Origin of the sequence: Prescottella subtropica, assembly GCF_005434945.1 — a bacterium.
In the GTDB taxonomy this organism is placed as follows: Bacteria; Actinomycetota; Actinomycetes; order Mycobacteriales; family Mycobacteriaceae; genus Prescottella; species Prescottella subtropica.
Window position 1 is genome coordinate 59,972 of the sequence record NZ_SKCH01000013.1, and the last position, 25,723, is coordinate 85,694.

The 25,723-nt window shown below is 70.1% G+C and carries 27 protein-coding genes and 2 pseudogenes; 13 read left to right on the top strand and 16 right to left on the bottom strand.

Annotated elements, in window-relative coordinates; genetic code table 11:
• Positions 1–25 precede the first annotated feature (25 nt).
• Together E0497_RS13135 and E0497_RS13140 are read right to left on the bottom strand one after the other, a co-directional pair.
• Positions 26–766: pseudogene (locus tag E0497_RS13135) on the bottom strand (hypothetical protein); the annotation flags it as partial.
• Complete coding sequence (locus E0497_RS13140) at positions 763–2,880, bottom strand: bifunctional lysylphosphatidylglycerol flippase/synthetase MprF (protein ID WP_137725245.1); 2,118 nt, start codon at positions 2,878–2,880, stop codon at positions 763–765. The gene E0497_RS13140 and the pseudogene E0497_RS13135, both read right to left, overlap by 4 nt.
• Positions 2,881–3,153: 273 nt before the next feature.
• Here E0497_RS13140 and hemL point away from each other — a divergent pair, with 273 nt between their 5' ends.
• Genes hemL through ccsB form a run of 6 tightly spaced genes read left to right on the top strand, consistent with a single transcriptional unit; the run spans position 3,154 to position 9,288 of the window.
• Positions 3,154–4,491, top strand: a complete 1,338-nt coding sequence (gene hemL / locus E0497_RS13145) for a glutamate-1-semialdehyde 2,1-aminomutase (RefSeq protein ID WP_137725246.1) — start codon at positions 3,154–3,156, stop codon at positions 4,489–4,491.
• Between the two features lie 25 nt (positions 4,492–4,516).
• Positions 4,517–5,197, top strand: a complete 681-nt coding sequence (locus E0497_RS13150) for a histidine phosphatase family protein (protein WP_137725247.1) — start codon at positions 4,517–4,519, stop codon at positions 5,195–5,197.
• Positions 5,194–5,814, top strand: coding sequence for a TlpA disulfide reductase family protein (locus E0497_RS13155; RefSeq protein WP_137725248.1), 621 nt, complete (start codon positions 5,194–5,196; stop codon positions 5,812–5,814). Before E0497_RS13150 ends, E0497_RS13155 begins: the two co-directional genes overlap by 4 nt.
• Entirely contained in the window at positions 5,811–6,632 is an 822-nt protein-coding gene (locus tag E0497_RS13160) for a cytochrome c biogenesis CcdA family protein (protein ID WP_137725249.1), read from the top strand. Before E0497_RS13155 ends, E0497_RS13160 begins: the two co-directional genes overlap by 4 nt.
• Complete coding sequence (resB, locus tag E0497_RS13165) at positions 6,629–8,272, top strand: cytochrome c biogenesis protein ResB (protein WP_137725250.1); 1,644 nt, start codon at positions 6,629–6,631, stop codon at positions 8,270–8,272. The genes E0497_RS13160 and resB overlap by 4 nt, the downstream gene beginning before the upstream one ends.
• 38 nt (positions 8,273–8,310) lie before the next feature.
• Positions 8,311–9,288, top strand: coding sequence for a c-type cytochrome biogenesis protein CcsB (gene ccsB, locus E0497_RS13170; RefSeq protein ID WP_137725251.1), 978 nt, complete (start codon positions 8,311–8,313; stop codon positions 9,286–9,288).
• A gap of 87 nt (positions 9,289–9,375) precedes the next feature.
• On the opposite strand, the gene E0497_RS13175 is transcribed toward ccsB, so the two are convergent.
• Both E0497_RS13175 and E0497_RS13180 read right to left on the bottom strand, forming a co-directional pair.
• Positions 9,376–9,588 (bottom strand): hypothetical protein, encoded by a 213-nt coding sequence (locus tag E0497_RS13175; RefSeq protein WP_137725252.1) that lies wholly within the window; start codon positions 9,586–9,588, stop codon positions 9,376–9,378.
• A gap of 65 nt (positions 9,589–9,653) precedes the next feature.
• The gene (locus E0497_RS13180; protein ID WP_005518137.1) at positions 9,654–9,866 is read right to left on the bottom strand and encodes a BldC family transcriptional regulator; all 213 of its coding nucleotides are present in this window, start codon (positions 9,864–9,866) and stop codon (positions 9,654–9,656) included.
• Between the two features lie 270 nt (positions 9,867–10,136).
• Between E0497_RS13180 and E0497_RS13185 the strand changes: the two genes are divergently transcribed.
• Positions 10,137–10,493, top strand: a complete 357-nt coding sequence (locus E0497_RS13185; protein ID WP_137725253.1) for a DUF4229 domain-containing protein — start codon at positions 10,137–10,139, stop codon at positions 10,491–10,493.
• Positions 10,490–11,584, top strand: a complete 1,095-nt coding sequence (gene cds1, locus E0497_RS13190) for an L-cysteine desulfhydrase Cds1 (RefSeq protein WP_137725254.1) — start codon at positions 10,490–10,492, stop codon at positions 11,582–11,584. The genes E0497_RS13185 and cds1 overlap by 4 nt, the downstream gene beginning before the upstream one ends.
• A gap of 7 nt (positions 11,585–11,591) precedes the next feature.
• Here cds1 and E0497_RS13195 read toward each other — a convergent pair whose 3' ends face one another.
• Both E0497_RS13195 and E0497_RS13200 read right to left on the bottom strand, forming a co-directional pair.
• The gene (locus E0497_RS13195) at positions 11,592–12,116 is read right to left on the bottom strand and encodes a GNAT family N-acetyltransferase (RefSeq protein WP_137725255.1); all 525 of its coding nucleotides are present in this window, start codon (positions 12,114–12,116) and stop codon (positions 11,592–11,594) included.
• Between the two features lie 13 nt (positions 12,117–12,129).
• A complete protein-coding gene (locus E0497_RS13200; RefSeq protein ID WP_137725256.1) occupies positions 12,130–12,429 on the bottom strand; it encodes a hypothetical protein in 300 nt (99 codons plus the stop codon).
• Between the two features lie 166 nt (positions 12,430–12,595).
• Here E0497_RS13200 and E0497_RS13205 point away from each other — a divergent pair, with 166 nt between their 5' ends.
• Positions 12,596–13,429, top strand: a complete 834-nt coding sequence (locus E0497_RS13205; RefSeq protein ID WP_137725257.1) for an SDR family NAD(P)-dependent oxidoreductase — start codon at positions 12,596–12,598, stop codon at positions 13,427–13,429.
• A 64-nt stretch (positions 13,430–13,493) separates the two neighbouring features.
• On the top strand, positions 13,494–14,231 hold the full coding sequence (locus E0497_RS13210) for a lysophospholipid acyltransferase family protein (RefSeq protein WP_137725258.1): 738 nt from the start codon (positions 13,494–13,496) through the stop codon (positions 14,229–14,231).
• A 4-nt stretch (positions 14,232–14,235) separates the two neighbouring features.
• On the opposite strand, the gene E0497_RS13215 is transcribed toward E0497_RS13210, so the two are convergent.
• Complete coding sequence (locus E0497_RS13215; RefSeq protein ID WP_137725259.1) at positions 14,236–14,568, bottom strand: succinate dehydrogenase; 333 nt, start codon at positions 14,566–14,568, stop codon at positions 14,236–14,238.
• Between the two features lie 77 nt (positions 14,569–14,645).
• On the opposite strand from E0497_RS13215, the gene E0497_RS13220 reads away from it, so the two are divergent.
• Complete coding sequence (locus E0497_RS13220) at positions 14,646–15,026, top strand: phage holin family protein (protein WP_137725260.1); 381 nt, start codon at positions 14,646–14,648, stop codon at positions 15,024–15,026.
• Positions 15,027–15,077: 51 nt separating this feature from the next.
• Positions 15,078–15,191, top strand: a pseudogene (locus tag E0497_RS13225) (VOC family protein); the annotation flags it as partial.
• Positions 15,192–15,207: 16 nt separating this feature from the next.
• On the opposite strand, the gene E0497_RS13230 reads toward E0497_RS13225, so the two are convergent.
• On the bottom strand, positions 15,208–16,077 hold the full coding sequence (locus E0497_RS13230) for a 1,4-dihydroxy-2-naphthoate polyprenyltransferase (RefSeq protein ID WP_137725261.1): 870 nt from the start codon (positions 16,075–16,077) through the stop codon (positions 15,208–15,210).
• A 78-nt stretch (positions 16,078–16,155) separates the two neighbouring features.
• Between E0497_RS13230 and E0497_RS13235 the strand changes: the two genes are divergently transcribed.
• Complete coding sequence (locus E0497_RS13235; protein WP_241665859.1) at positions 16,156–19,425, top strand: ATP-binding protein; 3,270 nt, start codon at positions 16,156–16,158, stop codon at positions 19,423–19,425.
• A 4-nt stretch (positions 19,426–19,429) separates the two neighbouring features.
• Here E0497_RS13235 and E0497_RS13240 read toward each other — a convergent pair whose 3' ends face one another.
• The 8 genes from E0497_RS13240 to E0497_RS13275 all read right to left on the bottom strand — a co-directional run bounded on the left by E0497_RS13240 (position 19,430) and on the right by E0497_RS13275 (position 25,534).
• Complete coding sequence (locus E0497_RS13240; protein ID WP_137725262.1) at positions 19,430–20,260, bottom strand: ABC transporter permease; 831 nt, start codon at positions 20,258–20,260, stop codon at positions 19,430–19,432.
• On the bottom strand, positions 20,257–21,231 hold the full coding sequence (locus E0497_RS13245) for an ATP-binding cassette domain-containing protein (RefSeq protein ID WP_137725263.1): 975 nt from the start codon (positions 21,229–21,231) through the stop codon (positions 20,257–20,259). The genes E0497_RS13240 and E0497_RS13245 overlap by 4 nt, the downstream gene beginning before the upstream one ends.
• Before the next feature lie 70 nt (positions 21,232–21,301).
• Complete coding sequence (locus E0497_RS13250) at positions 21,302–21,805, bottom strand: hypothetical protein (protein ID WP_137725264.1); 504 nt, start codon at positions 21,803–21,805, stop codon at positions 21,302–21,304.
• 338 nt (positions 21,806–22,143) lie between these two features.
• Positions 22,144–23,325 (bottom strand): o-succinylbenzoate--CoA ligase, encoded by a 1,182-nt coding sequence (gene menE, locus E0497_RS13255; RefSeq protein ID WP_137725265.1) that lies wholly within the window; start codon positions 23,323–23,325, stop codon positions 22,144–22,146.
• Between the two features lie 21 nt (positions 23,326–23,346).
• Positions 23,347–23,646, bottom strand: coding sequence for a DUF3349 domain-containing protein (locus E0497_RS13260; RefSeq protein WP_137725266.1), 300 nt, complete (start codon positions 23,644–23,646; stop codon positions 23,347–23,349).
• 23 nt (positions 23,647–23,669) lie between these two features.
• Positions 23,670–24,032, bottom strand: a complete 363-nt coding sequence (locus E0497_RS13265) for a DUF3349 domain-containing protein (RefSeq protein ID WP_338325469.1) — start codon at positions 24,030–24,032, stop codon at positions 23,670–23,672.
• A 55-nt stretch (positions 24,033–24,087) separates the two neighbouring features.
• A complete protein-coding gene (locus E0497_RS13270) occupies positions 24,088–24,342 on the bottom strand; it encodes a hypothetical protein (protein WP_137725268.1) in 255 nt (84 codons plus the stop codon).
• Positions 24,343–24,355: 13 nt separating this feature from the next.
• Entirely contained in the window at positions 24,356–25,534 is a 1,179-nt protein-coding gene (locus tag E0497_RS13275; RefSeq protein WP_137725269.1) for an inorganic phosphate transporter, read from the bottom strand.
• Between the last annotated feature and the right edge of the window lie 189 nt (positions 25,535–25,723).

Genomic DNA, 25,723 nt, shown 5'->3' on the forward strand with positions numbered 1-25,723 from the left:
CGGGTCACGACGTCGGCGTCTTGTCGAACCGGCCGGCGACGGCCTCCTGGACGCGGATCTTCGCGCGGGTGGTCGGGGCGTGGAACCTGGTGTCCCGCACCGCGGCCCGAGCCTGCTTCCCCGGATTCGACGTGTACCGCCAGCGCGCCCACGGGGAGGTGGGGCGGGCGAGCCGGATCGACCCGACGAGCAGCAGCGGCACGAAGAACAGTCCGAGCAGTCCCGTCCAGATCTTGCCCTTGAGCAGCACGATCATCGCGAGCCCGTACTGGATCAGCAGCAGCACCACGCTCACCGCGAGCCACGCCGGGCTCTCGGTGTCGATGTCGTCGTCGAGGCCCAGGGGATGCACCCCGAGCAGGAACAGCACCGTGATCGCGAAGCCCACGAACACCGCGTCGATGCTGGTGCGGCCCTCCTCCGACCAGTACACGTCCCGCAGGTGCAGGACCAGGGCGAACTCGTCGAGCACCAGCGCCGAGCCGACACCGAAGATCGCCGCCAGCACGCAGTTCGCCACGGGCGTGTGGAAATTCGCGAGCGCGATGAACCCGAACCCGGACACCAGCATCATCACCAGGCCGAACACCACGTGGTGGATGTGCAGCCCGCCCGGTGTCACGTTGCCCGGCCACCACGACACCTCGGCGCGGATCATCCGCACACTGACCCGGATGAACAGGAACGCCACCACGAACGCCGCCATCATGAAGAACAGCGGCAGCCGTCCGGTGTCGACGATCGTCGACGTGAACCAGTGCGTCACCGCTCGCGCCCGGACGTCATCATCGCCGCCAACTGGCGGGGGGTCGCCGTCGGCAGATACGCCCGGGAGATCGCCAGCCCGATCCGCGGCAGGTCCGCCTCGTCCCGGAAACACAGGTGCACCGGCTCGAACCGCGGATTGAACTTCGTCTTGAACTGGTGCAGCGACCGGAACCCGTAGAACGGTTCGAGCGCCTCACCGATGAGGTCGAGGCCCCGGTCGATGCCGCGGATCTCGTCGTCGCCGGACTGCGCGAGCGGCGCCCCGGACAGCGACACGAACTCGGCGCCCTCGTCGCGGAACGCGAACGCCGAACGCGCGACGAGGAATTCGATCACATTGTTCGCCTCGGGGCCGGTCCGCTTGCGCATCACGTCGAGCGTCCAGCCCCGGACGGTTCCGTCGGAGCCGCCGTACACCGGCAGCCACGACAGCACCGCCAGCACGGTGCCCGCCTCGTCCGCAGCCAACGCCACGCGGACGTCGTCGTCGAGGGCCTCCTCTACGGTGCCGAGAGTGAACCCCATCTCCGGCAGGTCCTTCTCGCCGACCCACTGCTCGGAGATGCCGCGCACCTGAGAGAGGACGTCCGACGGCTGGTCCCGCAGCCGGCCGAGGACGAACGTGGTGCCGGCCTTCTCCGCCTTGTTCAGCGCCGACCGGACGTTCTGCCACTTCTTGCCGGTCAACGCGAGGTCCGGCAGGTCGATGATGGTGTCCTCGGCGATCTGCAACGTCCGCCAGCCGAGGCCGCGGGCGATCTCGGCGGTCTGCTCGGACACCGAGAACAGGCACGGCGTCGCCGCCTGCGCCTCCGCGAAGCGGACGAACGACTGCACCAGATCGGCGCGGCGGCCGGGCGCGGCCACCGGATCGGCCAGCGCGATCACCGTGCCGGCGTGCCGCCGGTAGCCGATCACCCCGTCGCCGTCGTCGGCGAACAGATAGTTCGTCCCGTCCCACGTGATCATCCACGACATCGTGCTGCCGCCGTGCCGGCGCAACAGGGTTCGGACACCGTCGACGACGTCCCCGGCCGGGGCCGGGCCGCCGGCGACCGTCCGCCGCCACGGCACCGTGAACGCGCGTCGCCCCCACACCAGCAGTGCCGCCTCACCCGCCCACAACAGGCCCGTCCCGGCGGTGACCGCGCCGACACTCTCGAAATCCGTGGCGACCACCAGCACCACCACCAGGAGCGTGACGGCCACCGAGAACACCGCGTACCCCAGCGTCGACGCCCACGCCCAGCGGCGGCCGCGCCGCAACTGCTCGGCGAACGCGACCGCCACCGCCACCGAGACCGCCGTCGACCACCAGGCGGCCTCGTGTGCCTCGGTCGGGCCGAACGGTCCCCGGCCGGGGAAGAAGAACACCACGACGTGCACGGCCGCGAGCAGCCACAGACCGGCCGCCGCCAGCAACCGGGTCTCCCGGCGCGTCCGCGGCGCGAGACCGTGCTCGGAACCGGACAACCACCGCTCCCCGGCGAACAGGAACACCGTGAACGCCACCAGGTGGGTGACGTCGGCGAAGCTCCCCAGGAACAGGAACGACACGATCACGTAGCAGTAGATCAGGGCGCGGCTGCGCAGCCGCCACGGCGACGGCACCGTCGCGGTCGCCGCGGTCAGCGCCGCCACCACGGCCGTCGTGCAGCCGACGTCCCACACGTCCGCCAACCCGGCGGCCCACTCCCAGCCGGTCGCGTCGCCCAGGATCAGCAGCGCACACGCGCCGAGCACCCCGACGAGCTGCCCGGCCACCGCGACGAGCGCGGTCACCCGCCACCCCATCCGCCACTCGCCGATCCCCAGACCGAGCGCCACCAGCACGATCAGCGACCAGAACTGGGCCGGGGTGAGCCCGAGCCACGGACCCGAGAACACCGTCCACCACCGGCCGTCCTGCAACGCGGGCACGCCGTAGGCGACCGTGTCGAACCACGACGCGGTGTGCACCGACCGCCACAGCCCGCCCGAGACCGCACCGGACACGAGCAGCACGACGGACACCGCCACGGTGAGCGGGATCCGGCGCAGGAATCCGGTCACGGCACGGATCGGGTCTTGTGTGGGAACACCGGTGGCGGCTGTGTCGCTGTCGCTGCTCATGTCCTGTCCTTCGTCGGGTCCGGGACGCCCGAAACGTGGCGTCGGTATCGTTCGACGGCCATCCGTGTGCTGCATCACAGACCGGATGGTCTTGCAGGAGAATATCGCGAATCTGGAGTTACCGGACACGGTTCGCCGGTCACCGGCCGACCCTGCCGGAAGCGACGTGCACCGTCCCCACCTGCACGAACCGACACGCCGACGCCGTGTGATTCCGGCCACCTCCTACACCCTGTCGTTGTCGAATTCGACAGAACTGGGACACTGGAAGTCGTGACTGCTGCCCCCCGCGGGTCCGGCTCCGGGCCCGACCGTCGTGACACCCGTTCCGCTCAGCTCTTCGCCAGGGCGTCCGAGGTCATCCCCGGCGGCGTCAACTCCCCGGTCCGCGCGTTCGGTTCGGTCGGCGGTGCCCCCCGGTTCATCGCGTCGGCGTCCGGCTGCACCCTCACCGACGTCGACGGCAACGACTACGTCGACCTGGTGTGCTCGTGGGGTCCGATGATCCTGGGTCACGCGCATCCGGCGGTCGTCGAGGCCGTGCAGCAGGCCGCGACCGGCGGGCTGTCGTTCGGTGCCCCCACCGAGGGGGAGATCACGCTCGCGGAGGAGATCGTCTCCCGGGTCGCCCCGGTCGAGCAGGTGCGCCTGGTCAACTCGGGCACCGAGGCCACGATGAGCGCGGTGCGCCTGGCCCGCGGCTTCACCGGACGGTCCAAGATCGTCAAGTTCTCCGGCTGCTACCACGGCCACGTCGACGCACTGCTCGCCGACGCCGGCTCCGGCCTGGCCACGTTCGGCCTGCCCACCTCGCCCGGCGTGACCGGCGCGCAGGCCGAGGACACCATCGTCGTCCCCTACAACGATCTCGAGGCCGTGCGCGCCGTGTTCGAGGCGAACCCCGGCCAGATCGCGTGCGTCATCACCGAGGCCGCTGCCGGCAACATGGGCGCGATCGCCCCGCTGCCCGGCTTCAACGAGGGCCTGCGGGCACTCACCCGCGAGCACGGCGCCCTGCTGATCATGGACGAGGTCATGACCGGTTTCCGGGTCAGCCGCTCCGGCTGGTTCGGCCGCGACGGCGTCGCCGGTGACCTGTACACGTTCGGCAAGGTGATGAGCGGTGGCCTGCCCGCCGCCGCGTTCGGTGGCCGCGCCGACGTCATGGCCAAGCTGGCCCCCACCGGCCCCGTCTACCAGGCGGGCACCCTGTCCGGGAATCCCGTCGCCGTCGCCGCCGGTCTCGCGAACCTGCGTGCCGCGGACGACGCCGTCTACGCGGCCCTCGAACGCAACGCCCACACCCTCGGCACCTTGCTCGGGGACGCGCTCACCGCGGAGGGGGTCGCGCACCGCGTCCAGTACGCGGGCACCCTGGTCAGTGTGTTCTTCACCGAGAACCCGGTCACCGACTACGCGGAGGCCAAGGCCGCCGACACGTGGCGGTTCCCCGACTTCTTCCACACCCTGCTCGCCCGCGGCGTCTACGCCCCGCCGAGCGCGTTCGAGGCATGGTTCGTCTCGTCGGCCCTCGACGACGACGCCTTCTCGAAGATCGCCGACGCGGCACCGCACGCCGCCCGCGCCGCGGCCGCCGCAGTCCAGCACTGACCACCGACACCCAGGGACGACCACCGTGACCGACTCCGCCAACGCGGCCGCCGACCGGCAGCACTCCGACAACTCCGACACCCGGACCATCGTGCACGTGCTCCGGCACGGTGAGGTGCACAATCCGAGCGGCATCCTCTACGGGCGCCTCCCGAACTTCCGGCTGTCGGAGAACGGTGAAGCGCAGGCCCGGGCCGTCGCGTCCGCCCTCGCCGGCCACGACATCACGCACGTCGTCGCGTCGCCGCTGCAGCGTGCGCAGGAGACCGCCGCCCCGATCGCCGAGAAGCACGGGCTGACGATCGCCACCGACGCCAACCTCATCGAGGCCGCCAACGACTTCGAGGGCCTCAAGGTCGCCGTCGGCGACGGGGCGCTGCGCCGGCCGCGGCACTGGTGGAAGCTGCGCGACCCGTTCACCCCGTCGTGGGGCGAGCCGTACCTGCAGATCGCGCACCGCATGCTCGCCGCCGTCAACAGTGCCCGCGTCGCCGCCGTCGGCCACGAGGCCGTGTGCGTCAGCCACCAGCTGCCGGTGTGGACACTGCGCCGCTTCCTGCAGGGCGAACGCCTGTGGCACGACCCGCGCAACCGTCAGTGCGGCCTCGCGTCGCTCACGTCCCTCGTCTACGAGGGCGACACCCTCGTCGACATCGTCTACTCTGAGCCCGCCGGATCGTCGGACCCGAGAGTGACCGGCGCATGAGGTTCCGTTCCCCCCGCCGGGCGGCGGCCGCGCTCGGTGGTGCCGTCGCCGCCGTGCTGCTGCTGTCCGGCTGTGCCGGCGGCACCGACGCCGTCGCGCAGGGCGGCACGTTCGAGTTCGTCTCGCCCGGCGGCAAGACCGAACTGTTCTACGATCCGCCGTCCAGCCGCGGCACGGCCGGCAACGTGTCGGGTCCCGACCTGATGACCGACGGCAAAAAGACTTCTCTGTCCGATTTTGCGGGGCAGGTCGTCGTCCTCAACGTGTGGGGCCAGTGGTGCGGGCCGTGCCGCGGTGAGGCCGACGACCTCGAACAGGTCTACGAGAACACCAAGGACCTCGGCGTCGCGTTCCTCGGCATCAACGTCCGCGACCACACCAAGGACAAGGCGCAGGACTTCGTCGTCAACAACCGCGTCACCTACCCGTCGATCTACGACCCCGAGATGCGCACCCTGCTCGCGATCGGCAAGAACTACCCGACCACCGTCGTCCCCACCACCATCGTCCTCGACCGGCAGCACCGCGTCGCCGCCGTCTACCTGAAGGAGCTGCTCGCCGCCGACCTGCAGCCCGTCGTCGAACGCATCGCCCAGGAACCGCAGGACCAGGGATGACGCCGGACACGACGCTGCTCGCCGACGTCGGACAGGCGTTCCAGGACACCGCATCCACCGGCCCACTGCTACTCGCGCTCGGCGCGTGCATGCTCGCGGGACTGGTGTCGTTCGCGTCGCCGTGCGTCGTCCCGCTCGTCCCCGGCTACCTGTCGTACCTGGCCGGTGTCGTCGGCGCCGACGCCCCCGCGGTGAACGCGTCCGAGGCCCGGTCCCAGACCCTGCGGGACGGTCGGCTGCGGGTCGCCGGCGCGGCCGGGCTGTTCGTCGCCGGGTTCACCGTCGTGTTCGTCCTCGCGACCGCCACCATCTTCGGGGCCATCGAGGCCCTGACGATCAACCGGGACGTGCTCCAACGCGTCGGCGGTGTCGTCACCATCGTGATGGGACTCGCGTTCGTCGGACTCATCCCGGCCCTGCAGAAGGACACCCGGTTCGCGCCCCGACGCGTGTCCGGGCTGATCGGGGCACCGCTGCTCGGCGGCGTGTTCGCGCTCGGCTGGACACCATGCCTGGGCCCGACCCTCGCCGGGGTCATGTCCGTCGCCGCCGGCACCGAGGGCGCCACCGCCCTGCGCGGCATCGCCCTCATCGTCGCGTACTGTCTCGGCCTCGGCCTGCCGTTCGTGCTGGTCGCGCTCGGCAGTGCGCGCGCCCTGCGCGGCGTCGGCTGGCTGCGCCGCAACAGCCGGACCATCCAGGTCTTCGGCGGAATCCTGTTGATCGTGGTCGGTATCGCACTGGTCACCGGCGCGTGGGACCAGTTCGTCGGCTGGGTCCGTGACGCCTTCATCTCAGAGGTGGTCCTCCCCATATGACGGCTCGAGACACACTGACCACCGAGCCGCCCGAGGGCGGCTCGCCTCCGCAGCGGCAGTCCGCGGCCGGACGCGTCGTCGCCGCGCTCCGCAACACGTGGCGCGGACTGACGTCGATGCGCACCGCGCTGGTGCTGCTGTTCCTGCTCGCGTTCGCCGCCATCCCCGGTGCCCTGCTGCCGCAGCGCAGCCTCAACGAGGGCAAGGTCAACGAGTACATCGCGAACCGGCCCACCCTCGGCCCGCTGCTGGACAAGCTGGAACTGTTCGACGTCTTCTCCAGCTTCTGGTTCACCGCGATCTACGCGCTGCTGTTCATCTCGCTGATCGGCTGCATCCTGCCGCGCTGCATCGAATACGCGAAGGCGTTGCGGGCACAGCCGGTCGCCGCGCCCCGCAACCTCGGCCGACTGCCGCACCACCACGTCGACACCGTCGACGAGGATCCCGACGCCGTCGCCGCCCGCGTCCGCAAGCAGCTGCGCGGCTGGCGCGTCGTGCAGCGCACCGCCGGTGCCCGCGCGAAGCATCCCGACGAGATCACCCTCTCGGCGGAGAAGGGATTCCTGCGGGAGGCCGGCAACCTGGTGTTCCACCTGTCCCTCGTCGCGTTGCTCGCGTCCATCGCGATCGGCAAGTTGTACAGCTACGAGGGCAACGTCATCATCGTCGCGAACGACGGCCCCGGCATCTGCACCACCTCGCCCGCGATCTTCGACTCGTTCATCGCCGGCAACCAGCGCGACGGCACCGGCATGAACCCGCTGTGCGTGAAGGTCAAGGACTTCTCGGCCGACTACCTCGACAACGGTCAGGCCGAGATGTTCACGTCGAACATCTCCTACCAGTCCGGCGACGACATCGCGTCGAACACGTGGCGCGACACCCAGATCAAGGTCAACCATCCGCTGCGGGTCGGCGGCGACCGCGTCTACCTGCAGGGCCACGGCTACGCGCCGACGTTCACGGTGACGTTCCCGAACGGCGAGACCCGCACCGAGACGCTGCAGTGGCAGCCCGAGGAAGCGACGACGTTCCTGTCCAGCGGCGCGATGCGCTTCGACCCGCCCGGCGGCATGTACCCGGACGACGAGGAACGCCGCCGGAACCAGATCGCGATCGAGGGCCTGCTCGCCCCGACCGCGACGTTCCACGGCAACCTGCTGTCGTCGGGTTTCCCGGCGCTGACCGATCCGGCCGTCGCCATCGATGTCTACAAGGGCGACACCGGACTCGACACCGGCCTGCCGCAGAGCCTGTTCTCGCTGAACAAGGAACTGATCAACCAGGGCCGGCTCGTCAAGCAGGACCGCGTCAACCTGTACCCGGGGGAGAGCGTCACCCTCGCCGACGGCACCCAGGTCCGGTTCGACGGCGCCGTCGACTTCGTGAACCTGCAGGTGTCGCACGATCCGGCCCAGCAGTGGGTGCTGGTGTCGGCGCTGACGATGATGGCGGGCCTGCTGTTGTCGCTGGTGGTCAAGCGCCGCCGGGTGTGGGTGCGGATCCATCCGGCGACCGACCCTGCCGACAAACGACGGACTGTAGTAGAACTGGGTGGGCTGGCCCGCACGGATCAGGCCGGCTGGGGCGACGAATTCGATCGACTGCGCACCCGGCTCCTGGGTGACCACGCATGACCGACCACACGAGCGCGCAGCGCGCAGGAGATGAATAGATGACGATCAACGAGACCCTCGCTCGCTACAGCGACTGGTCGTTCGAGTCGGCGTTCGCGATCTACGTCCTCGCGACCGTGCTGCTCGTCGCCCGGTACGCGTCGATGCGCGCCCGCGTCGTGCAGGAACGTGAACTCGTCACCGCCGGCTCGTCGGGTTCCGGCCCGATCGCCGGTGACGCCGACGCCCCCGGCCGTGTCGTCCCGCAGGGCGGCAAGACGTGGTCCGAGAAGTTCGGCGGCATGGGCTACGCGCTGCTGATCGTCGGCGTCGTCCTGCACATCACGTCGATGGTGCTGCGCGGCTTCGCCACCGACCGCTTCCCGCTCGGCAACATGTACGAGTTCGTGACGATGGCATGCGCGGCCGCGGTCGTCGCCGGCGTCGTCGTCCTGCGCAAGAACACCGACCTGTTCGCGTTCCTGTTGCCGCCCGTCCTGATCCTGATGTTCCTCGCCGCCACCGTCCTGTACGCCGACGCCGCCCCCGTCGTCCCGGCCCTGAAGTCGTTCTGGCTGCCGATCCACGTCACGATCATCAGCGTCGGCTCCGGCATCTTCATGGTGTCCGGTGTGGCGAGCATCCTGTTCCTGTACCGCCTCAAGTTCCCCCCGGGCGAAGAGGGCACCGGCCGGTTCGGCGCGCTCGCGCAGCGCCTGCCCGACGCGCAGACCCTCGACCGGCTCGCCTACAAGACCACCATCGTCGCGTTCCCGCTGTTCGGCGCCGGCGTCATCCTCGGTGCGATCTGGGCCGAGGCCGCGTGGGGCCGCTTCTGGGGCTGGGACCCGAAGGAAACCGTCTCCTTCATCACCTGGGTCGTCTACGCCGCCTACCTGCACGCCCGCGCCACCTCGGGCTGGCGTGACACCAAGGCCGCCTGGATCAACATCGCCGGCTTCGTCGCGATGCTGTTCAACCTGTTCATCATCAACATGGTGGTGTCCGGCCTGCACTCCTACGCGGGCCTGAACTGACCGCAGCGGTCCCCGGAAACGACCGAGGGCCCCTTCGTGCGCTGGGAGCGTACGAAGGGGCCCTTCGGGTCTCGCTACTGACCGGGGTCAGGCTTCCGGATCGTTCGGACGATCGGTTCCCGGTTGTCGGCGGTGGTTGTCTCGATCCACGCGCCACAGGAATTCGGGGTCGTCGTCGGGTCCGACGGTTCGCCCTGTCCGGTTACCGCCCCGCACCATGGTGGTGGCGGTCGGTCCGAACGCTTTCCAGAACAAGACAGCGAGCGTTACCAGGCCGATGAGAGCCAACAGGTAGATCACGGTGCACCTCCGGTTACGAGGGTAGCCGTGTCCGGGTGGTCCCGGCACCTACCTGCCGACGGCTCTCAGGAGTGGTGCGCTTCGGTCGTCAGGGAGGACAGCAGCGCCATCACCTCGGCCTCACGGAACCGCCGGTGTCCTCCGGGGGTGCGCAGAGATCCGAGTCGGCCGGCGTGCGCCCAACGCGTGACGGTCTTGGGGTCGACATGGAACAGTGCGGCGACCTGACCTGGGGTCAGCAGGGCTTCCTTGGCGCCGTTGTAGGTGGGTGCGCTCATCGATCCTCCAAGGTTCGGGGCCGTCCGGGACGGGCGGCCGAGGGGATTCGGTACCGGTTCGTTTTCTCGACCCGGCTTCGACATCGTGACACCAAACCCCCCAGGTACTCGAACAATCTAAAGATGGTAAAGGTGAGGTAATAGACAAAAAGGACGTGTCGGGCGGCTCTTCACCGGTGTGATAACAGGAATCGGAGATCGTCGGACACGTGTCCACAGCTCTCCTATGGTGGGTCGTGACCTGTGTGTTCCCGACGGTAGGCTGGCGGCGTGAGTGATGCAGCGCAGAATCGTCCCGACCCGGCCGGTGGCACCGGTGACGCTCCGGCGGCCACCCCCGTCACGACCGGCACCCTCGTCCGTAACGTCGCCCTGTACTCGGTGGCCCGGCTCGGACTCGTCGCCGTCCTCGCCGTCGTCATCCTGTTCGGTGGCAAGGCGTTCGGTGTCGACGTGCCGCTGATCGTCGCGGCACTGTTCGCGGTCCTCATCGCGCTACCGCTGTCGCTGGTGCTGTTCGCCAAGCTCCGCAAGCGCGTCAACCTCGACATTGCGTCCGTCGACGCGCAGCGCCGCTCCGACAAGGCCGACCTGCACGCCAAGCTGCGCGGCGAGGACCGTCGATGACGGTCGTCGTCGACCGGCGCGGTTCCCGCGCGTGGGTGGAGCGGGCTGTCCGGCTCATCGAGGCCGACGCCCAGCGCAGCGCCGACACGCACCTGCTGCGGTATCCGCTGCCGGTCGAGTGGAACGTCCAGCTGTATCTCAAGGACGAGTCCACCCACATCACCGGCAGCCTCAAGCATCGGCTCGCGCGTTCCCTGTTCCTGTACGCGATCTGCAACGGCTGGATCACCGAGGGCACCACGGTGATCGAGGCGTCGTCCGGGTCGACCGCGGTCAGTGAGGCGTACTTCGCCAAGCTCCTCGGACTCGAGTTCGTCGCGGTCATGCCGGCGAGCACGAGCCCCGCGAAGATCGCGTTGATCGAGGCGCACGGCGGCCGCTGCCACTTCGTGACGGACCCGTCGAGCATCTACGCCGAATCGCAGCGGCTCGCCGACGAGACCGGTGGCCACTACATGGACCAGTTCACGCACGCCGAGCGGGCGACGGACTGGCGTGGCAACAACAACATCGCCGAATCGATCTTCACGCAGCTCGAACAGGAGGACCATCCGGTCCCGGAGTGGATCGTCGTCGGCGCGGGCACCGGCGGCACGGGCGCCACGATCGGACGTTTCCTGCGCTACCGCAAGCTCGATACCGGCCTGTGCGTCGTCGACCCCGAGCATTCCGTCTTCTTCGACGCGTGGCGCAACAACGACTGTGCGGCAGCCCCGACATCCGAGCGGGGGTCGCGGATCGAGGGGATCGGTCGTCCGCGTGTCGAACCGTCGTTCATCGGCCAGGTCGTCGACCGCATGGTCAAGGTGCCCGACGCCGGCTCGATCGCCGCGATGCGGCACGCGAGCACCGCCCTCGGCCGCAAGGTCGGCGGCTCCACCGGCACCAACCTGTGGGGGGCGTTCCATCTGGTCGCCGAGATGCTCGCACAGGGCCGCAGCGGCAGCGTCGTCACCCTGCTGTGCGACGGCGGCGAACGCTACACCGGCACCTACTTCGACGACGCGTGGGTGGCGTCCGAGGGCATGGACCTGACCGGTCCGACGGCGGTGCTCGACGAGTTCGCGAGTACCGGCCGCTGGACGGCGTAGAACCGGATCAGTCCCGCGGCGGGTCGATCGGCACGTGCCGGGTCATCACGATCCGCGGCGCGATGTCGAGTCCGCGGGCGGTCTCGTGCCGGCGCACCTCCTGCAGGCCCGGGCCGAGGTCGTCGTCGGTGACCGCGGTGAAACCCAGCCGGGTGTAGTACGGGGCGTTCCACGGCACGTCGGTGAACGTGGTCAGCGTGACCTCCGGCAGCCCCCGGTCCCGGGCCCATTCGCCGATGTGGTCGATCAACCGGGCGCCGAGCCCGCGTCGGCCGTGCTCGGGATGCACCGACACCTGCTCGACGTGGGCGCCGCCGTCGACGACGTCGACGAGGCAGAACGCGGCCGCCGGGGTGTCGCGCTGCGCCCACACCCAGGCGCGGCCGTCGGCCAGGTACGGCTCGAACAACGAGAGCGGGGGTGCAGGATCGTCGGCGATCGTGTCCATACCCAGGCTGCGGAAGAGTGAGCCCGCCGCCACCTCGATCTCCTGGAGACGCGGCAGGTCGGCGGGTTCGGCGAGTCGGATCATGCGTCGGTCCCGGTCAGCCGCGTGCGACGACCTGCGACGCGATCGCGGTCCCGGCCGCGACGACGCCGACCGACGGCCACGCACCGATCTTCTTCGCCAGCGGGTGCGACGCACCGAACGCGCCGACGTACGTGCCCAGCAGTGCCGCCGCCCGGCCCGGACCCGAACTCTTGGCCCAGCTGTAGGTGCAGACACCGCCGACCGCAGCGAGGACCGCGCCCCCGAGTTGACGGTTGCCGCTCTGCCGTGCGACGGCATACCCGCCGACGAGTCCGGTGGCGGCGAGGGCAGAGGTGGCGGTCTTGTTCAGCATGGGGCGTTCTCCCGTTCCGTGTCCCGATCGCCCCGATCGGGGCGGTTCGTCTCGAGGCTACCGACAGGTTCGATCGTGCCCGCCGCGAGAACCGTCACGGATGCCGGTTCTCGTTGGCCGGGACGCGGTCTGTACGTGGTGGGGTCCGTCGCCGCACGCTGATCCGATGACACAGCCATCGCGCCCGGCGTTCCGGCCGGGACCACTGTTGGAGGGGAAGAGGGCGGTCGTCACCGGTGGCGCGCACGGGATCGGGGCGGCGATCGCGCGGGCGTTCGCGGCGCACGGTGCCCGGACACTGGTGGTGGATGTCGACACGGTCGGCGATTCCGGTGAACTCGAGTTCGACGCCGGGGCCGGGGGCAGTATCGAGGTGCTGGGTCACGACGTCCGCGAGACGTCGGTCCCGGATGCGGTGACTGCGTTCGCGCCGGACGTGCTGGTCAACAATGTGGGGCATTTCCTGCGTCCGGCGCGGCCGTTCGCGGAGACCGATCCGGATTTCTGGGCGCAGATCGGGGCGGTCAACCTCGACCACGTGCTGCGGTGGACGCGGGCGGTACTGCCGGGCATGGCCGATCGCGGCCGGGGCGGGTCGATCGTCAACGTGACGACGGTCGAGGCGCATCGGGCGATTCCCGGGCACAGTGTGTACGCCGCGTACAAGGCTGCGGTGACGCAGTTCGGTCGCAGCCTGGCCGTCGAGGTGGGGCCGGCCGGGGTGCGGGTCAATGCGATCGCACCGGACCTGATCGAGTCGGTGCAGGTGCCGTACACCGAGTGGCTGTCCGACGAGGAGTGGGCGCAGTGGCCGGCGTGGGCACCGCTGGGTGGGCCGGGGCAACCGGACGACGTGGCGGGGGCGGCACTGTTCCTGGCGTCGGATCTGAGCCGGTACACGACCGGCACGACGGTCCACGTGGACGGCGGCTCGTTCGCGGCCGGCGGCTGGTTCGCGAAGCCGGAGGGTGGCTGGACCAACCGGCCTCGCCACGCCTAACCTACGCAACCGTAGGTTGTGTACTCTCGGGGCGGATGGGGACATCCGAACGAGAGGTGCATCCGTGAGCCGGCCCGCAGTCACGCTCGACAACTACGACGACGTCTACCGCTACTACCTGGACCACCGGCAGAACCTACTGCTGGCGCGGGCCGCGTACGCGGCGCTCAGCGCGAGGTTCCGGCCGCGGGTGCGGTACGCGGACGGGGCGAGGGAACGGTTGCGGGCACTGCTCGCGTCCGACACCCGGCTGATCGTCGTCGCCAACCATCTGAGCGACCGGGACCAGTACACGCTGGCGGCGACCGCGTGGCAGACGCCGCTGCGCCGCGTCATCGGACGCACCCGGGTACTCGCGAAGGACGAGTTGTTCACCGAACCGCGGCTGCGGCGGGCCGTCGACCTGATGGGATCGATCCCGGTGTTCCGCAGCAAGAACCACGGCTTGCGGGCGGTGGCCGACGCCGGCCGCCGGATGATGGACGTCTCGGCGCAACGCCTGTACCGCGGGGACGTGCTCGCGGTCTTCCCGGAGGGCACCTGCAACGACGGGGATCCGCGCCGGATCCAGCGGCTGGGCACCGGTGTCGGGCACATCGCGGTGAAAGCTCGCAAACTCGGTACCGCGCCCGCACTGCTGCCGATCGGCATCGGCTACGGACCCGATCCGGCGGCGCGCGGGGCGGCGGGCGTCTACGTCGGTGACCCGGTCCTCGACCTCCCGACGACGCCGATGGACATCACCCGGGTGGTCTCGGAGCGGATGCAGGCCGCCGTCGACGAGGCGTTCGCGGGACGCTGACCGCTCACTCGGTGGCGGCGCGGTAGGCCTCGAAGCAGCCCTCCACGAACAGGTTCCGGTCGAGTTCGCCGACCTGGATGACCCCGTCGTGGAACCAGACCGGCCCGGTCGCCGCCAGTTCGGCCCCCTGCCGGCACCACTCGCGGATCTCGTCGTCGCTCGGGCTGCCCACGGTGTGCTGGTGGTACATCAGGGCCTGGCTCGCGCCGTACTCGCGGCCGGCATGGAACGAATCGTCGTGGACCTGTGCGAGCCGGACGGCCAGGTAGCCGACGGCGGCGAGGACGAGCACGGCCGCACCGAGGGCGGCCCACCAGGTGGTGCGGCGTGTCGTCATGCCGCGACCCTAGTGGAGATATGCGCGGATTGTCGTCGTATCCGTCGTCCGTCGGACCCACATGCCAGCATGGACGGATGACCTTCGTGATTCGACTGGTGATCAACGCGATCGCCATCTGGCTGGCCGCACAATGGGTGAACGGCATCGACATCGCGTCGTCCGGGAACGGCACGGGCGGCGACATCCTGGTGTTCCTCGGTATCGCGCTCGTCTTCACCGTCGTCAACGCGTTCGTGAAACCGTTCGTGAAGCTGCTGTCGCTGCCGCTGCTCATCCTCACTCTCGGCCTGTTCACCCTTGTGATCAACGCGCTGATGCTCGAGTTGACGTCGTGGATCAGTTCGCAGACCCAGTGGGGACTCAGCGTCGACGGCTTCTGGACCGCGATCTGGGGTGCCCTCATCATCTCGATCGTCAACGTCGTGCTCGGCGCCCTCGTCCCGGACAAGAAGTGACATGACCGTCCGGCGGGTCGTCCCCGACATCCGGTCCGAGCGGCGATGGTCGCCCGCGGTGCGGAGATCGTGCATCCGCTGCAGGACGAGGCGTGGGGAGTGCGACGGTTCTTCGTCCGCGACCCCGACGGCACGGTGGTCAACGTGCTCGGCCACCGCGGCTGACCGCAGGGCGGTCCGGTCAGCCCAGGCCGAGCGCGAGGCCGGTGGCCGCCGCCCACACCAGCATCGACTGGCCGGTGACGGCGAGTGCCGGGATCAGGGCGGGGCCGCGGCCGCCGGTGCGCACGGGGGCGTTGGCCTTGACCGCGAGGGGCAGCGCGAGCAGGCCCACCAGCGCCCACGGGGTGCGGGCGACGAGCGCGAGCGTCGCGACGAACGGCACCACCAGCAGTGCCAGGTGCAGGATACGGGTGCGGGCGTCGCCGAGAGTGACTGCGAGCGTGATCTTTCCGGACTCGGTGTCGGTGGGGATGTCCCGCAGATTGTTCGCCACCAGTACCGCGCTCGAGAACGAGCCGACCGCGACCGCGGCGAGCAGACCCGCCCAGTCGGCGCGTCCGGCCTGCACGAACTGCGTGCCGAGGACCGCGACGAGACCGAAGAACACGAACACCGCGATCTCCCCGAAACCGCTGTAGCCGTACGGCTTCGATCCGCCCGTGTAGAACCAGGCGCCCAGGATGCACACCGCGCCGACGAGGATCAGCCACCACGCCGACACCAGTGCGAGGACCACCCCGGCCACCGCGGCCACCGCGAAACAGCCCATCGCGGCGGCCTTCACCGCCCCCGGGGAGGCCACCTTCGACCCCACCAGGCGCAGCGGACCGACCCGCTCGTCGTCGGTGCCGCGGATACCGTCGGAGTAGTCGTTGGCGAAGTTGACGCCGACGATCAGCGCGAGCGAGACGAGCAGCGCGAGCAGCGCCTTCCACCACACGGCGCCGCCGAGCGACGCGGCCGCACCGGTACCGGCGAGCACCGGCGCGATCGCGTTCGGAAGGGTGCGCGGACGAGCACCCTCGATCCACTGGGACACAGAAGCCATGTGGCGATCCTTTCACCTCCGTCGAATCGGGTGGCTCGGCGGTCGGCGACTCCCTTAGGCTGGGCGCCGGTGCATTCCGTGGCGAGCGATCCGACGACCCCGACACCCGTGCCGCCGCCCGTCGAGGTGGCGCTGCTCGGGGGCGTCGCCACACGCCGTGACGGCGAGCTGGTGCCGCTGCCCGGACCCCGCGCCCGGGCCCTGCTGGTGGCGCTCGCCAGACGTCCCGGACGCAGTCGCAGCGTCGCCGCACTCGTCGACGACGTGTGGGGCGAGCAGCCGCCGCGCTCACCGGTGAACGCCCTGCACACCCAGATCTCCCGGCTGCGGGCGGTGCTGCCGGACGGTGCGATCGCTGCCGGACCGTCCGGGTACCGGCTGACCCTGGCACCCGGACAGGTCGACCTGGCACTCGTCCGGTCGCTCACGCGCCGGGCCGGGCAGTCGCACGCCGACGGCGACCTGATCGACGCGTTGGATACGGTGCGCGACGCCCGCGCACTGTGGCGCGGCGAGCCGGGCGCGGACCTGCCGGACGGTGGGCTCGCCGACGACCTGGCCGCCGAGGCGGCGTCGTACCGCCGGGCCCTGGACACGGTGCAGCTCGCGGCGCTGATCGCGGCGGGTCGCTTCGCCGACGCGTTGCCGCTCGCGCGGGCGGCTGCCGCGGCGGCACCACTCGACGAGGCCGCGGCCGTGCAGTGGATGGAATGCCTGCGCGGGGTCGGCCGTGGCGGTGAGGCACTCGACGTCTTCGCGGCACTGCGGGTCCGGCTCGCGGACCGGCTCGGCGCCGATCCGTCGCCGCGGCTCGTCGAACTCAATGCGGCGATCCTGCACGGTGACACCACCGGGCAGGCCCCGTCGACGTCGGTGCCGCCCACCACGATCGGGCTCCGCGCCGCACCCAATCCGCTGCTCGGCCGGAAAGCGGATCTGGCGGCGCTCGAGGTGCTGCTCGGGGCGTCGCGCGTCGTGACGGTGCTCGGTCCCGGCGGCACCGGCAAGACCCGGGTCGCACACGCGCTCGGGCTGGATGTGGCGTCCCGGATGCCGGTGGCACTCGTCGAACTGGCGCCGCTGCGCAGCGGCGAGGATCTGATCGCGGCGATCAGCGGCACCCTCGGTATCGGCGACGCCGACCTCGGGCCGGGCAGCCTGGCCCGCACCCGGATCCACGACGCCCGCCGGCGGCTGCGGGACGCCCTGTCGGCGCGGCCGTCGCTGTTGATCCTCGACAACTGTGAGCACCTGATCGACGACGTCGCCGACGTGGTGTCCGACCTGATCGCGGCGAGCCCGCAGCTGACGGTGCTCACGACCAGCCGGGCACCGTTGACGATCACCGCGGAAGCGGTGTATCCGTTGCCGCCGTTGGCGATCGGGGAGGACGGTTCGCCGGCGGTCGAGCTGTTCCGGGCCCGCGCGGCGGCGGTGCGCCCGTCGGTGCGTCTCGACCGCACCGAGGTGGAGCGGCTGTGCCGCACTCTCGACGGGCTGCCGCTCGCGATCGAACTCGCTGCCGCCCGGGTCCGCACGATGAGCGTCGAGGAGATCAACGCCCGGCTCGCGGACCGGTTCGCACTGCTGCGATCGCGTGACCGGACGACACCCGAGCGGCATCGCACCCTGCGCGCGGTCATCGACTGGAGCTGGAACCTCCTCGAGGACCCCGAGCGGGCCGCACTGCGCCGGCTGTGCCGGTTCCCCGCCGGATTCACTTCGGACGCAGCGGTATCCGTCGCGCAGTGGGGGGATCTCGACGACGTCGACGACGCCCTCGAGGGCCTGGTGAACCAGTCGATGCTGTCGGTCACCGAGCGCGGCGACACGGTCGGTCTGCGCTATCACATGCTCGAGACGGTGCGGGAGTTCGGTGAGGAGCGGGCCGACGCCGACGAATCCGCCGAGGTGTACCGGCGGACCGCCGTGTGGGCGGAACGGTTCGCGCGGGATGCGCTGCGCGACTTCATGTCCGGACGTCAGATCGAGGTGGCGCACCGGGTGGAGGATGAACATGACAACCTGCTCGCCGTCCTGCGGTACGCGATGGCGGAGCGACTCACCCGCACCGTGTACACGATCTTCCCGGTGCTGGGCTCGATGTGGGCGTCGCGGGGCGCGCATTCGGAGGTCTTCGCGTGGGCGCCGCGGGTTCTCGACCTCGACGCCACCGCACTCGGCCCCGACGAGGTGCCGGGCGACCACCTGGCGGCGACGTACCAACTGGCCGGTGTGCATCTGGTGATGGCCGGCCGGCTGCGCGCGGTGGCGGTGGCCCGCACCCGGCTGCGCAGGCTGCTCGCCACCCGCGACGATGTCACCGAGTCGCTGCGGATGAACGCGGCCCTCGTCCTGGCGCCCGGCTCCGGGAAAGGGGTGGCGCGCCTGCTCGCCACCGCCGTCCGCTCCGACGACCCCGGCGCCCGCAGTTCGGCGCTCGTCGCCCGCGCGAATCTCCGGGAGAACAACGGTGACCTGTTCGGCTCGGAATCCGATGCGAGGCAGGCACTCGTGCTGGCCGAACGGTCGAACGACAGCTGGGGTCTGGCGATGATGTGCCAGCACCTCGGCAGTCTGTGCGCACAGTCCGCCCGGTACGACGAGGCCGTCCGGCACTACCGGCGGTCCGCGGAGATGCTGTGGGAGATGCACCTGTACGACGAGGGTCTGCAGGTGCGGGGATTCATGGTGGCCGCGCTCGTCGGTGCCGGGCGGTCCGCGGACGCGTTCGCCGAGCTCGCCGCGCTCGCACCGATGCGGTCCGACGTGCCGGTCGGCGAGGTCGGCGGCGAGCACGGGAACACCCTGGCGTCCCTGTCGGCGAGTGCCGCCGAGGCGGAACTCGCGGTGGGATCGACCGACCGGGGGCTCGACGAGTACCGGCGGGCGATCACGCACATGGGCGATCTCGCCGGACCGTCCCCGGCCGATCCCCTCGAGATCATGGTGGCGGTCGCGGTCGTCGACGCGCACGTGCTGGCGGGCCGGACCGAGCCCGTCGACGACCTGGTGGCCCGGCTCGCGGGGGTCGCCGTCGAACGACTCGGTCCGCGCGGCCACCCGGACCTGCCGCAGACCGGTGCCGTGGCCTGCGCGGTCGGCAGCTTCGGCGTCGCGACCGGACGGGACGTGGGCCGCGGCCTGCGGCTGCTCGCCCTGGCAGGGAAAGTGCATGCCCGACAGGATTATCCGTCGATGCGACTGGATCGGCACGTCGCCGTGGCATGTGCGGTGGCCGGTACCGACCGCGTCGCGGCGGCGCGGGCATCCGTCGAACGGATACCGCGCGCCGCCGCACGGGACGAGATCCTCACGCTGCTCGCGACGGCGACGGAGTCGGATTGACGCGTCAGGTCCGGCGCATGTAGGTGCGCACCGTCAACGGGGCGAGGATAGTGACGAGGACCGCAGCACCGAGCAGTGCCCACAGTGTGGATGCCCCGAGGTGCCCGTCGTTCGCGAGGTCACGGACCGCGGTCACCAGATGCGACACCGGGTTGACCGTCACGAACGCCTGCATCCACCCGGGCATCGTCTCGGACGGTACGAACGCGTTCGACATGAACGTCAACGGGAACAGGATCAGCATCGAGATGCCTTGCACCGCAGACGCCTTGCCCATCAGCATGCCCATCAGCGCGAAGATCCAGCTGATCGCGAACGCGCACACCAGGACGAGCAGCGCGGCAGCCACGACCCCGACGGCCCCGCCGCCCGGCCGGTAGCCCATCACGATGCCGGCACCGATCGTCAGCGTCGTCGCGATGAGATAGCGCACGACATCGGCGAGCAGTGCCCCCGACAACGGTGCGATGCGGGCGATCGGCAGCGACTTGAAGCGGTCGAACACCCCCTTGTCCATGTCCTCGCGCAACTGGGTGCCCGTCACGATCGACGCCGTGATCACGGTCTGCACCAGGATGCCGGGGATGATGATCGGCAGATACGACTGCACGTCACCGGAGATCGCGCCACCGAAGATGTACGTGAACATCGCGGTGAAGATGAGCGGCTGGATCACCACGTCGAACAGTTGCTCGGGATTGTGCTTCAACTTCAGGACGCCGCGGTACGCCATCGTGAGGCTGTGGGCGACGGTGTCCCGCAGGCCGATCCGGTCGACCGCGTCGAGCGTGTGGGTGGCCGCCGGTGGTGCGGGCGAGGTGACGGTGGTGGTCATGCGGCACTTCCTTCGGCCTCGGCGGTGTCGTGTCCGGTGATGGTGAGGAACACCTCGTCGAGGCTCGGTTTCGAGACGGTCAACTCGTCGACGGCGATCGACCGATCCCGCAGGTGCAGAAGCAGATCCGCGGTGACCGACGGATCCGGCAGCGGTGCGGTGATCCGACCCGACTCCGGGGTGACGGTCGCCGCGGTACCGAGCACGGCGCCGATCACGACTCGGGCCTCGTCGAGGCGACTGCGGTCCGCGAGCGTCAACTGCACCGCCGACGTGCCGACCGACGCCTTCAACTCGTCGGCGGTACCGTCGGCGATGACGCGGCCCCGGTCGATCACCGCGATCCGGTCGGCCAGCTGGTCGGCCTCGTCGAGGTACTGCGTCGTGAGCAGCACTGTCGAGCCGTCGGCGACGAGCCGGCGGATGGTCTCCCACATCTGGGCGCGGGTGCGCGGATCGAGTCCGGTGGTGGGTTCGTCGAGGAACAGCAGCGGCGGCCGGGCGATCAGGCTGGCCGCCAGGTCGAGACGCCGGCGCATGCCGCCGGAGAAGTTCTTCAACGGCTTCGACGCCGCCTCGGTGAGCGCGAACTCCTCGAGCAGACCGGCGGCCTTGCGTTTCGCGGCACCACGGCTCAGGCCCAGCAGCCGCGAGAAGATCACCAGATTCTCGGTGGCGGTGAGATCCTCGTCGACCGACGCGTACTGCCCGGTGACGCCGACGAGGGAGCGGACGGCGGTGGATTCGCGGACCACGTCGCGGCCGAAGATCCGGGCCTGCCCGCCGTCGGGGCGCAGCAGCGTCGCGAGCATCCGCACGGTGGTCGTCTTACCGGCGCCGTTCGGGCCGAGGACGCCGTACACCGAGCCGGTCGGCACGGTCAGGCTCACACCGTCCACGGCGCGCTGCCGGCCGAAGGTCTTCACGAGTCCCACGGCTTCGATGGCCGGGGGTGAGGTGTCGAGGTTCATGCCTCGACAGTGAGCGCACCGTCTTGCAGGGGCCTTGCACCGCGCTTGCACGCGGTGCAAGGCGGAGGCGTCAGCCCAGCAGCTCCCCGAGGTCGAGGCTGCCGAGCAGCTCGCCGAGGTCGAGGTCGCCGAGGCTGCCGAACGGGCTGCCGAACGTCACGAGCTCCGGATCGCCGAGGACCGGGGTGGGCGCGGTGGGGGACAGGCAGGCGCCGAGGAACGCGTAGGTGCCGTCGGCCAGCGGTGCGGTGGTGTAGGTGCGGGACTCGCCGGCCGGGGTGATGCTCGCGCCGCTGGTCCACGCGACCGCGCCGGGCTCGAGGAACTTGGTGGGATCCTTCAGTAGTTCGGGGACCTTCGCGGCGTCGACGGCGGCGGCGCTGCAACCGCTGGTGGCGTCGGTGTTCGGGTTGGTGATCGTCACCGACACCACGTTCGCGTCGACGGACGTCGTCATCGTCGGTGGTGCGAGCGTGGCCGCGGACGCGAGAGCGGGAGCGGCGAGTGCGGCGGCCGCGGCGATCGCGGCGCCGACGGCGAGGCGGGAGGTGACGGACAGGGTGGAAACGCGCATGGCGGTCGTTCCTTACATCGGTAGGGGAGAACAGGCGGCGCGGCACACCGGGCATCCCCGACCGACGTCCGGGGTGTCGCGCAGGGTGGAGCGGTGGAACGGTCGCGGTCCCGGGCGTCCGAGATCGCTGGCGACAGCATCCGGCCTGGTTCGAGACCGTGCAATACGCACGGCAAACAAAAGTAAGGCACTGCCTTGGTCGGGGGACTTCGGTCGACCGGGTGCTGTCACGCGACGCCGCCTCGACCTGCGCAAACATCGAGAACTTCGGGCGAAAGTGCTATTTGTAACAATCTGATCTCGAGAGGTGCCCGTCCGTCGGGAAATCAATTGTCAGTTCAACTACCAGCGCTTTCGGTGCCGGACGGGACCCACCGCGCACGCAGACCCGCCCGGTCGACCTTGCCCGGCCCGCGCAGCGGCAGCGCGTCCAGTAACCGCACCTCCCGCGGCGCCGCCGTGACATCGAGCGTCGCCGACACGTGCGCCCGCAGATCGGCGACCGACGGCGCCCACCCCGGCTCCGGCACGATCGCCGCCACCACCTTCTGTCCCAGCCGATCGTCAGGAACTCCGAGGACCGCGCACTCCCGCACTCCCGGATGGTCGGCCAGCACCGACTCCACCACCTGCGGCACGACGGTGAGCCCGCCCGTCGAGATCGCCTCGTCGAGGCGTCCGAGAATCGTCAGGACACCGTCGTCCAGCAGACCCGCGTCGTCGGTGCGGAACCAGCCCGGCTCCGCGAACGCCGGATGTCCCGGCAGACCGCGATAGCCGGACGCCACCATGTCGCCGCCGAGCACCACCCGGCCGTCGTCGATCCGGACCGTCGCCCCGGCCAACGGGACACCGTCGTACACGCAGCCGCCGCACGTCTCGCTCATGCCGTACGTGCGCACCACCGGGATACCCGCGTCGACCGCGCGGTGCAGCAGTGGCGCCGGGGTCGCCGCCCCACCGAGCAGGACCGCGTCGAGGGACGCCAGCGCCGCCGTCGCACCGGGATGATCGAGCGCCTTGACCAGCTGGGTCGGGACCAGCGACGTGTACCGGCGAGCCCCGGACATCGCGTCGACCGCCGCCGGCAGCGACCGCGGATCGAACCCGCCGGCGACATCGACGACGACCGGCGTCTCACCCGCCGCCAGACTCCGCAGCAACACCTGCATACCTGCGATGTGATGGGCCGGCAGCGCCAGCAGCCACGCACCCGGACCGCCGAGACGCTCGTGGGTGGCGGCGGCGCTCGCCCGCAGCGCCCGCGCGGTCAACAGCGCACCCTTGGGCACACCCGTCGTGCCGGACGTTGCCACCACGAGCGCGACATCGTCGGCGACGGCGTCGACCGGCTCACCCGGTCGCAGCGCCCGCGTCAGCCGGTCGATCTCTCGCGCATCACCCTCGGGGACCGGCAGCAGCGGAGGGCCGCCACCGTCCAGGACACGCTCGAGCGTCGACAGGATCCCGGCCACCGCGGGGCCGGACGGAACGGGAAGGGCACGTAGAACCGGACTCACCCCCCGATCGTGTCACGACGGTCAGGGGCGGGGACCGGCGAGCGGCCAACCGCCCTCCGCCAGGTGCGAACGCACCCGATCCACATCCGATTCGAGCGGCATCTCGTTGGTGATCTTCGTGATCAGCACCTGGATGTCGGTCTTCGAGATCGGCAGATCCCCGTGCTCGACGAGGGCCGCGGTGACGACGTCGACCTCGTCCTCGGACAGCCGCCGGGTCAGCAGCGCGAACAGTGGCACGTAGTCCTGCTCCGGGACACCGTTGGGGTATCCGGTGCGCAACCAGTCGACGATCGAGGCGAGGAAAGGAGGCAGGCTCACATCATGCTCCCGGGCTCGGTCCGTCAGCACTCGCTGTCGGACGCGTCCTGACGGTCGTCGCCGGGCGACGCTGCCGCATCATCGGAATCGACCACGGGCCAGCCGCCGTCCACGAGACGCTCGGTGACCCGGGTGATGTCCTCCTCGGTGGGCTCCTCCCGGAGCACACCCGCGATGATCTTCCGGAGGGTGTCGTAGTCGACGTGACGGTCGGGATGCTCGTGCGCGGTCGCGACGGACAGGTCGATGATCTGGCCGATCTCCTCGTCCGTCAGACGACGTCCGAGCACGGCGAGCAGCGCGAAATGGTCCTTGGCCGGAATGCCCTCCGGATAGCCGGCGCGGAGCCAGTCCAGGACCGAGCGGAGCGAAAACTTGTTGTTCACCGGTGCGATCACTTTCACGAAGGAACGTCGCCGACGGGTCCGTCCGTCGGCCCGCTCAGAAGACGTGGATGCCGAAGCTGCTGGCCAGGAACTTCTGCATCAACATCAGTATTCCAGCGGCGATCGCGATCAGCACGACGGCGAAACACAGGATCGCGCCGAGTTTGCCGGCTGTCGACGTCTGCCCGTCCCGGCCGGGGGACATCGACCGCAACCCGAGGGCGAAGAGCGCGGGCAGGCCGGCGCCGAACAGCAGTCCGACGAGGACGACCTGCCACAGCGAGTTCACGGTATTGGCGAGTAGATCCATCGGTCGCCCCCTCTCAGGTGTTGTTGTTGCTGGTGGTGTGGTGGTCGGCGGCGCCGGTGGACGCCCCGCCCTCCCACTCGGCGTTGACGTTGGTGGGGTCGATCGGCTCACGACGCGAACGCAGGTACATGAACAGCGACAACCCGACGAGGATCGTGAACACGACCAGGACACCGGCCAACCCACCGATGACGTGCGCGATCGCCCAGCAGATCGCACCGACGATGCCCGCGGACGGCAGCGTGATCAACCACGCGACCGCCATCCGTCCGGCCACACCCCAGCGCACCTCGGCGCCCTTGCGGCCCAGTCCGGTACCGAGGATCGAGCCGGTCGCGACATGGGTGGTCGACAGCGGCAGACCGAAATGGCTGGAGGTGAGGATGATCGCGGCCGACGACGATTCGGCGGCCAGACCCTGCGGTGCGTCGATCTCGACGAGACCCTTGCCGAGCGTGCGGATGATGCGCCAGCCGCCCAGGTACGTGCCGAGCGCGATCGCCACGGCACACGCGAACTTCACCCAGAACGGCATCTCGGTGTCCGCAGTGATCGAACCGTGCGCGACCAGTGCCAGGAAGATGACACCCATCGTCTTCTGCGCGTCGTTGGTGCCGTGGGCCAGCGAGATCAGCGACGACGTGCCGATCTGGCCGAGCCGGAAACCTCGGTTGCGTTCGTCCTCGGGAATGGCGTGGGTGATCCGGTAGATCGCCTTGGTGCCGACGGTCGCGATGAGTGCCGCGACGACCGGAGCGAGCAGCGCCGGCACGATGACCTTGCCGAGCACGCCACCCCACTCGACACCGTTCATGCCGATCGACGCGATCGCGGCACCGATCAGGCCACCGAACAGGGCGTGCGACGAACTCGACGGCAGCCCGAACAGCCACGTCGCGAGATTCCACAGGATGCCGCCGACCAGCCCGGCGAACACGATCAGCAGCAGGGCCTCACCGCTGACGGTGCTGAGATTGACGACACCCTTCGCGACGGTCGCCGCAACCTCGACGGACAGGAACGCGCCGATCAGGTTCAGGGTTGCCGAGAGTGCGACCGCCACCTTGGGGCGGAGCGCGCCGGTGGCGATGGATGTGGCCATCGCGTTTCCGGTGTCGTGGAAGCCGTTCGTGAAGTCGAATGCGAGGGCAGTGACGACCACCACCAAGAGAACGACAAGCTCTGCGGTCACAAGCGAATTGTGCGTATCGAACGCGTAAAAGTACAGCGAGCATCAGATGAACGGGCGGTACGCCGGGTTCCATTTTCCGGTCACCAGGACCGACGTCTGCACGAGTGTGTCGACACTCACTCCGGGCGCCTGCGGCACCCGTGCGCCTTTTCGGTAGTGGCAGCTACCAAAAAGGCGCACAGCACATCG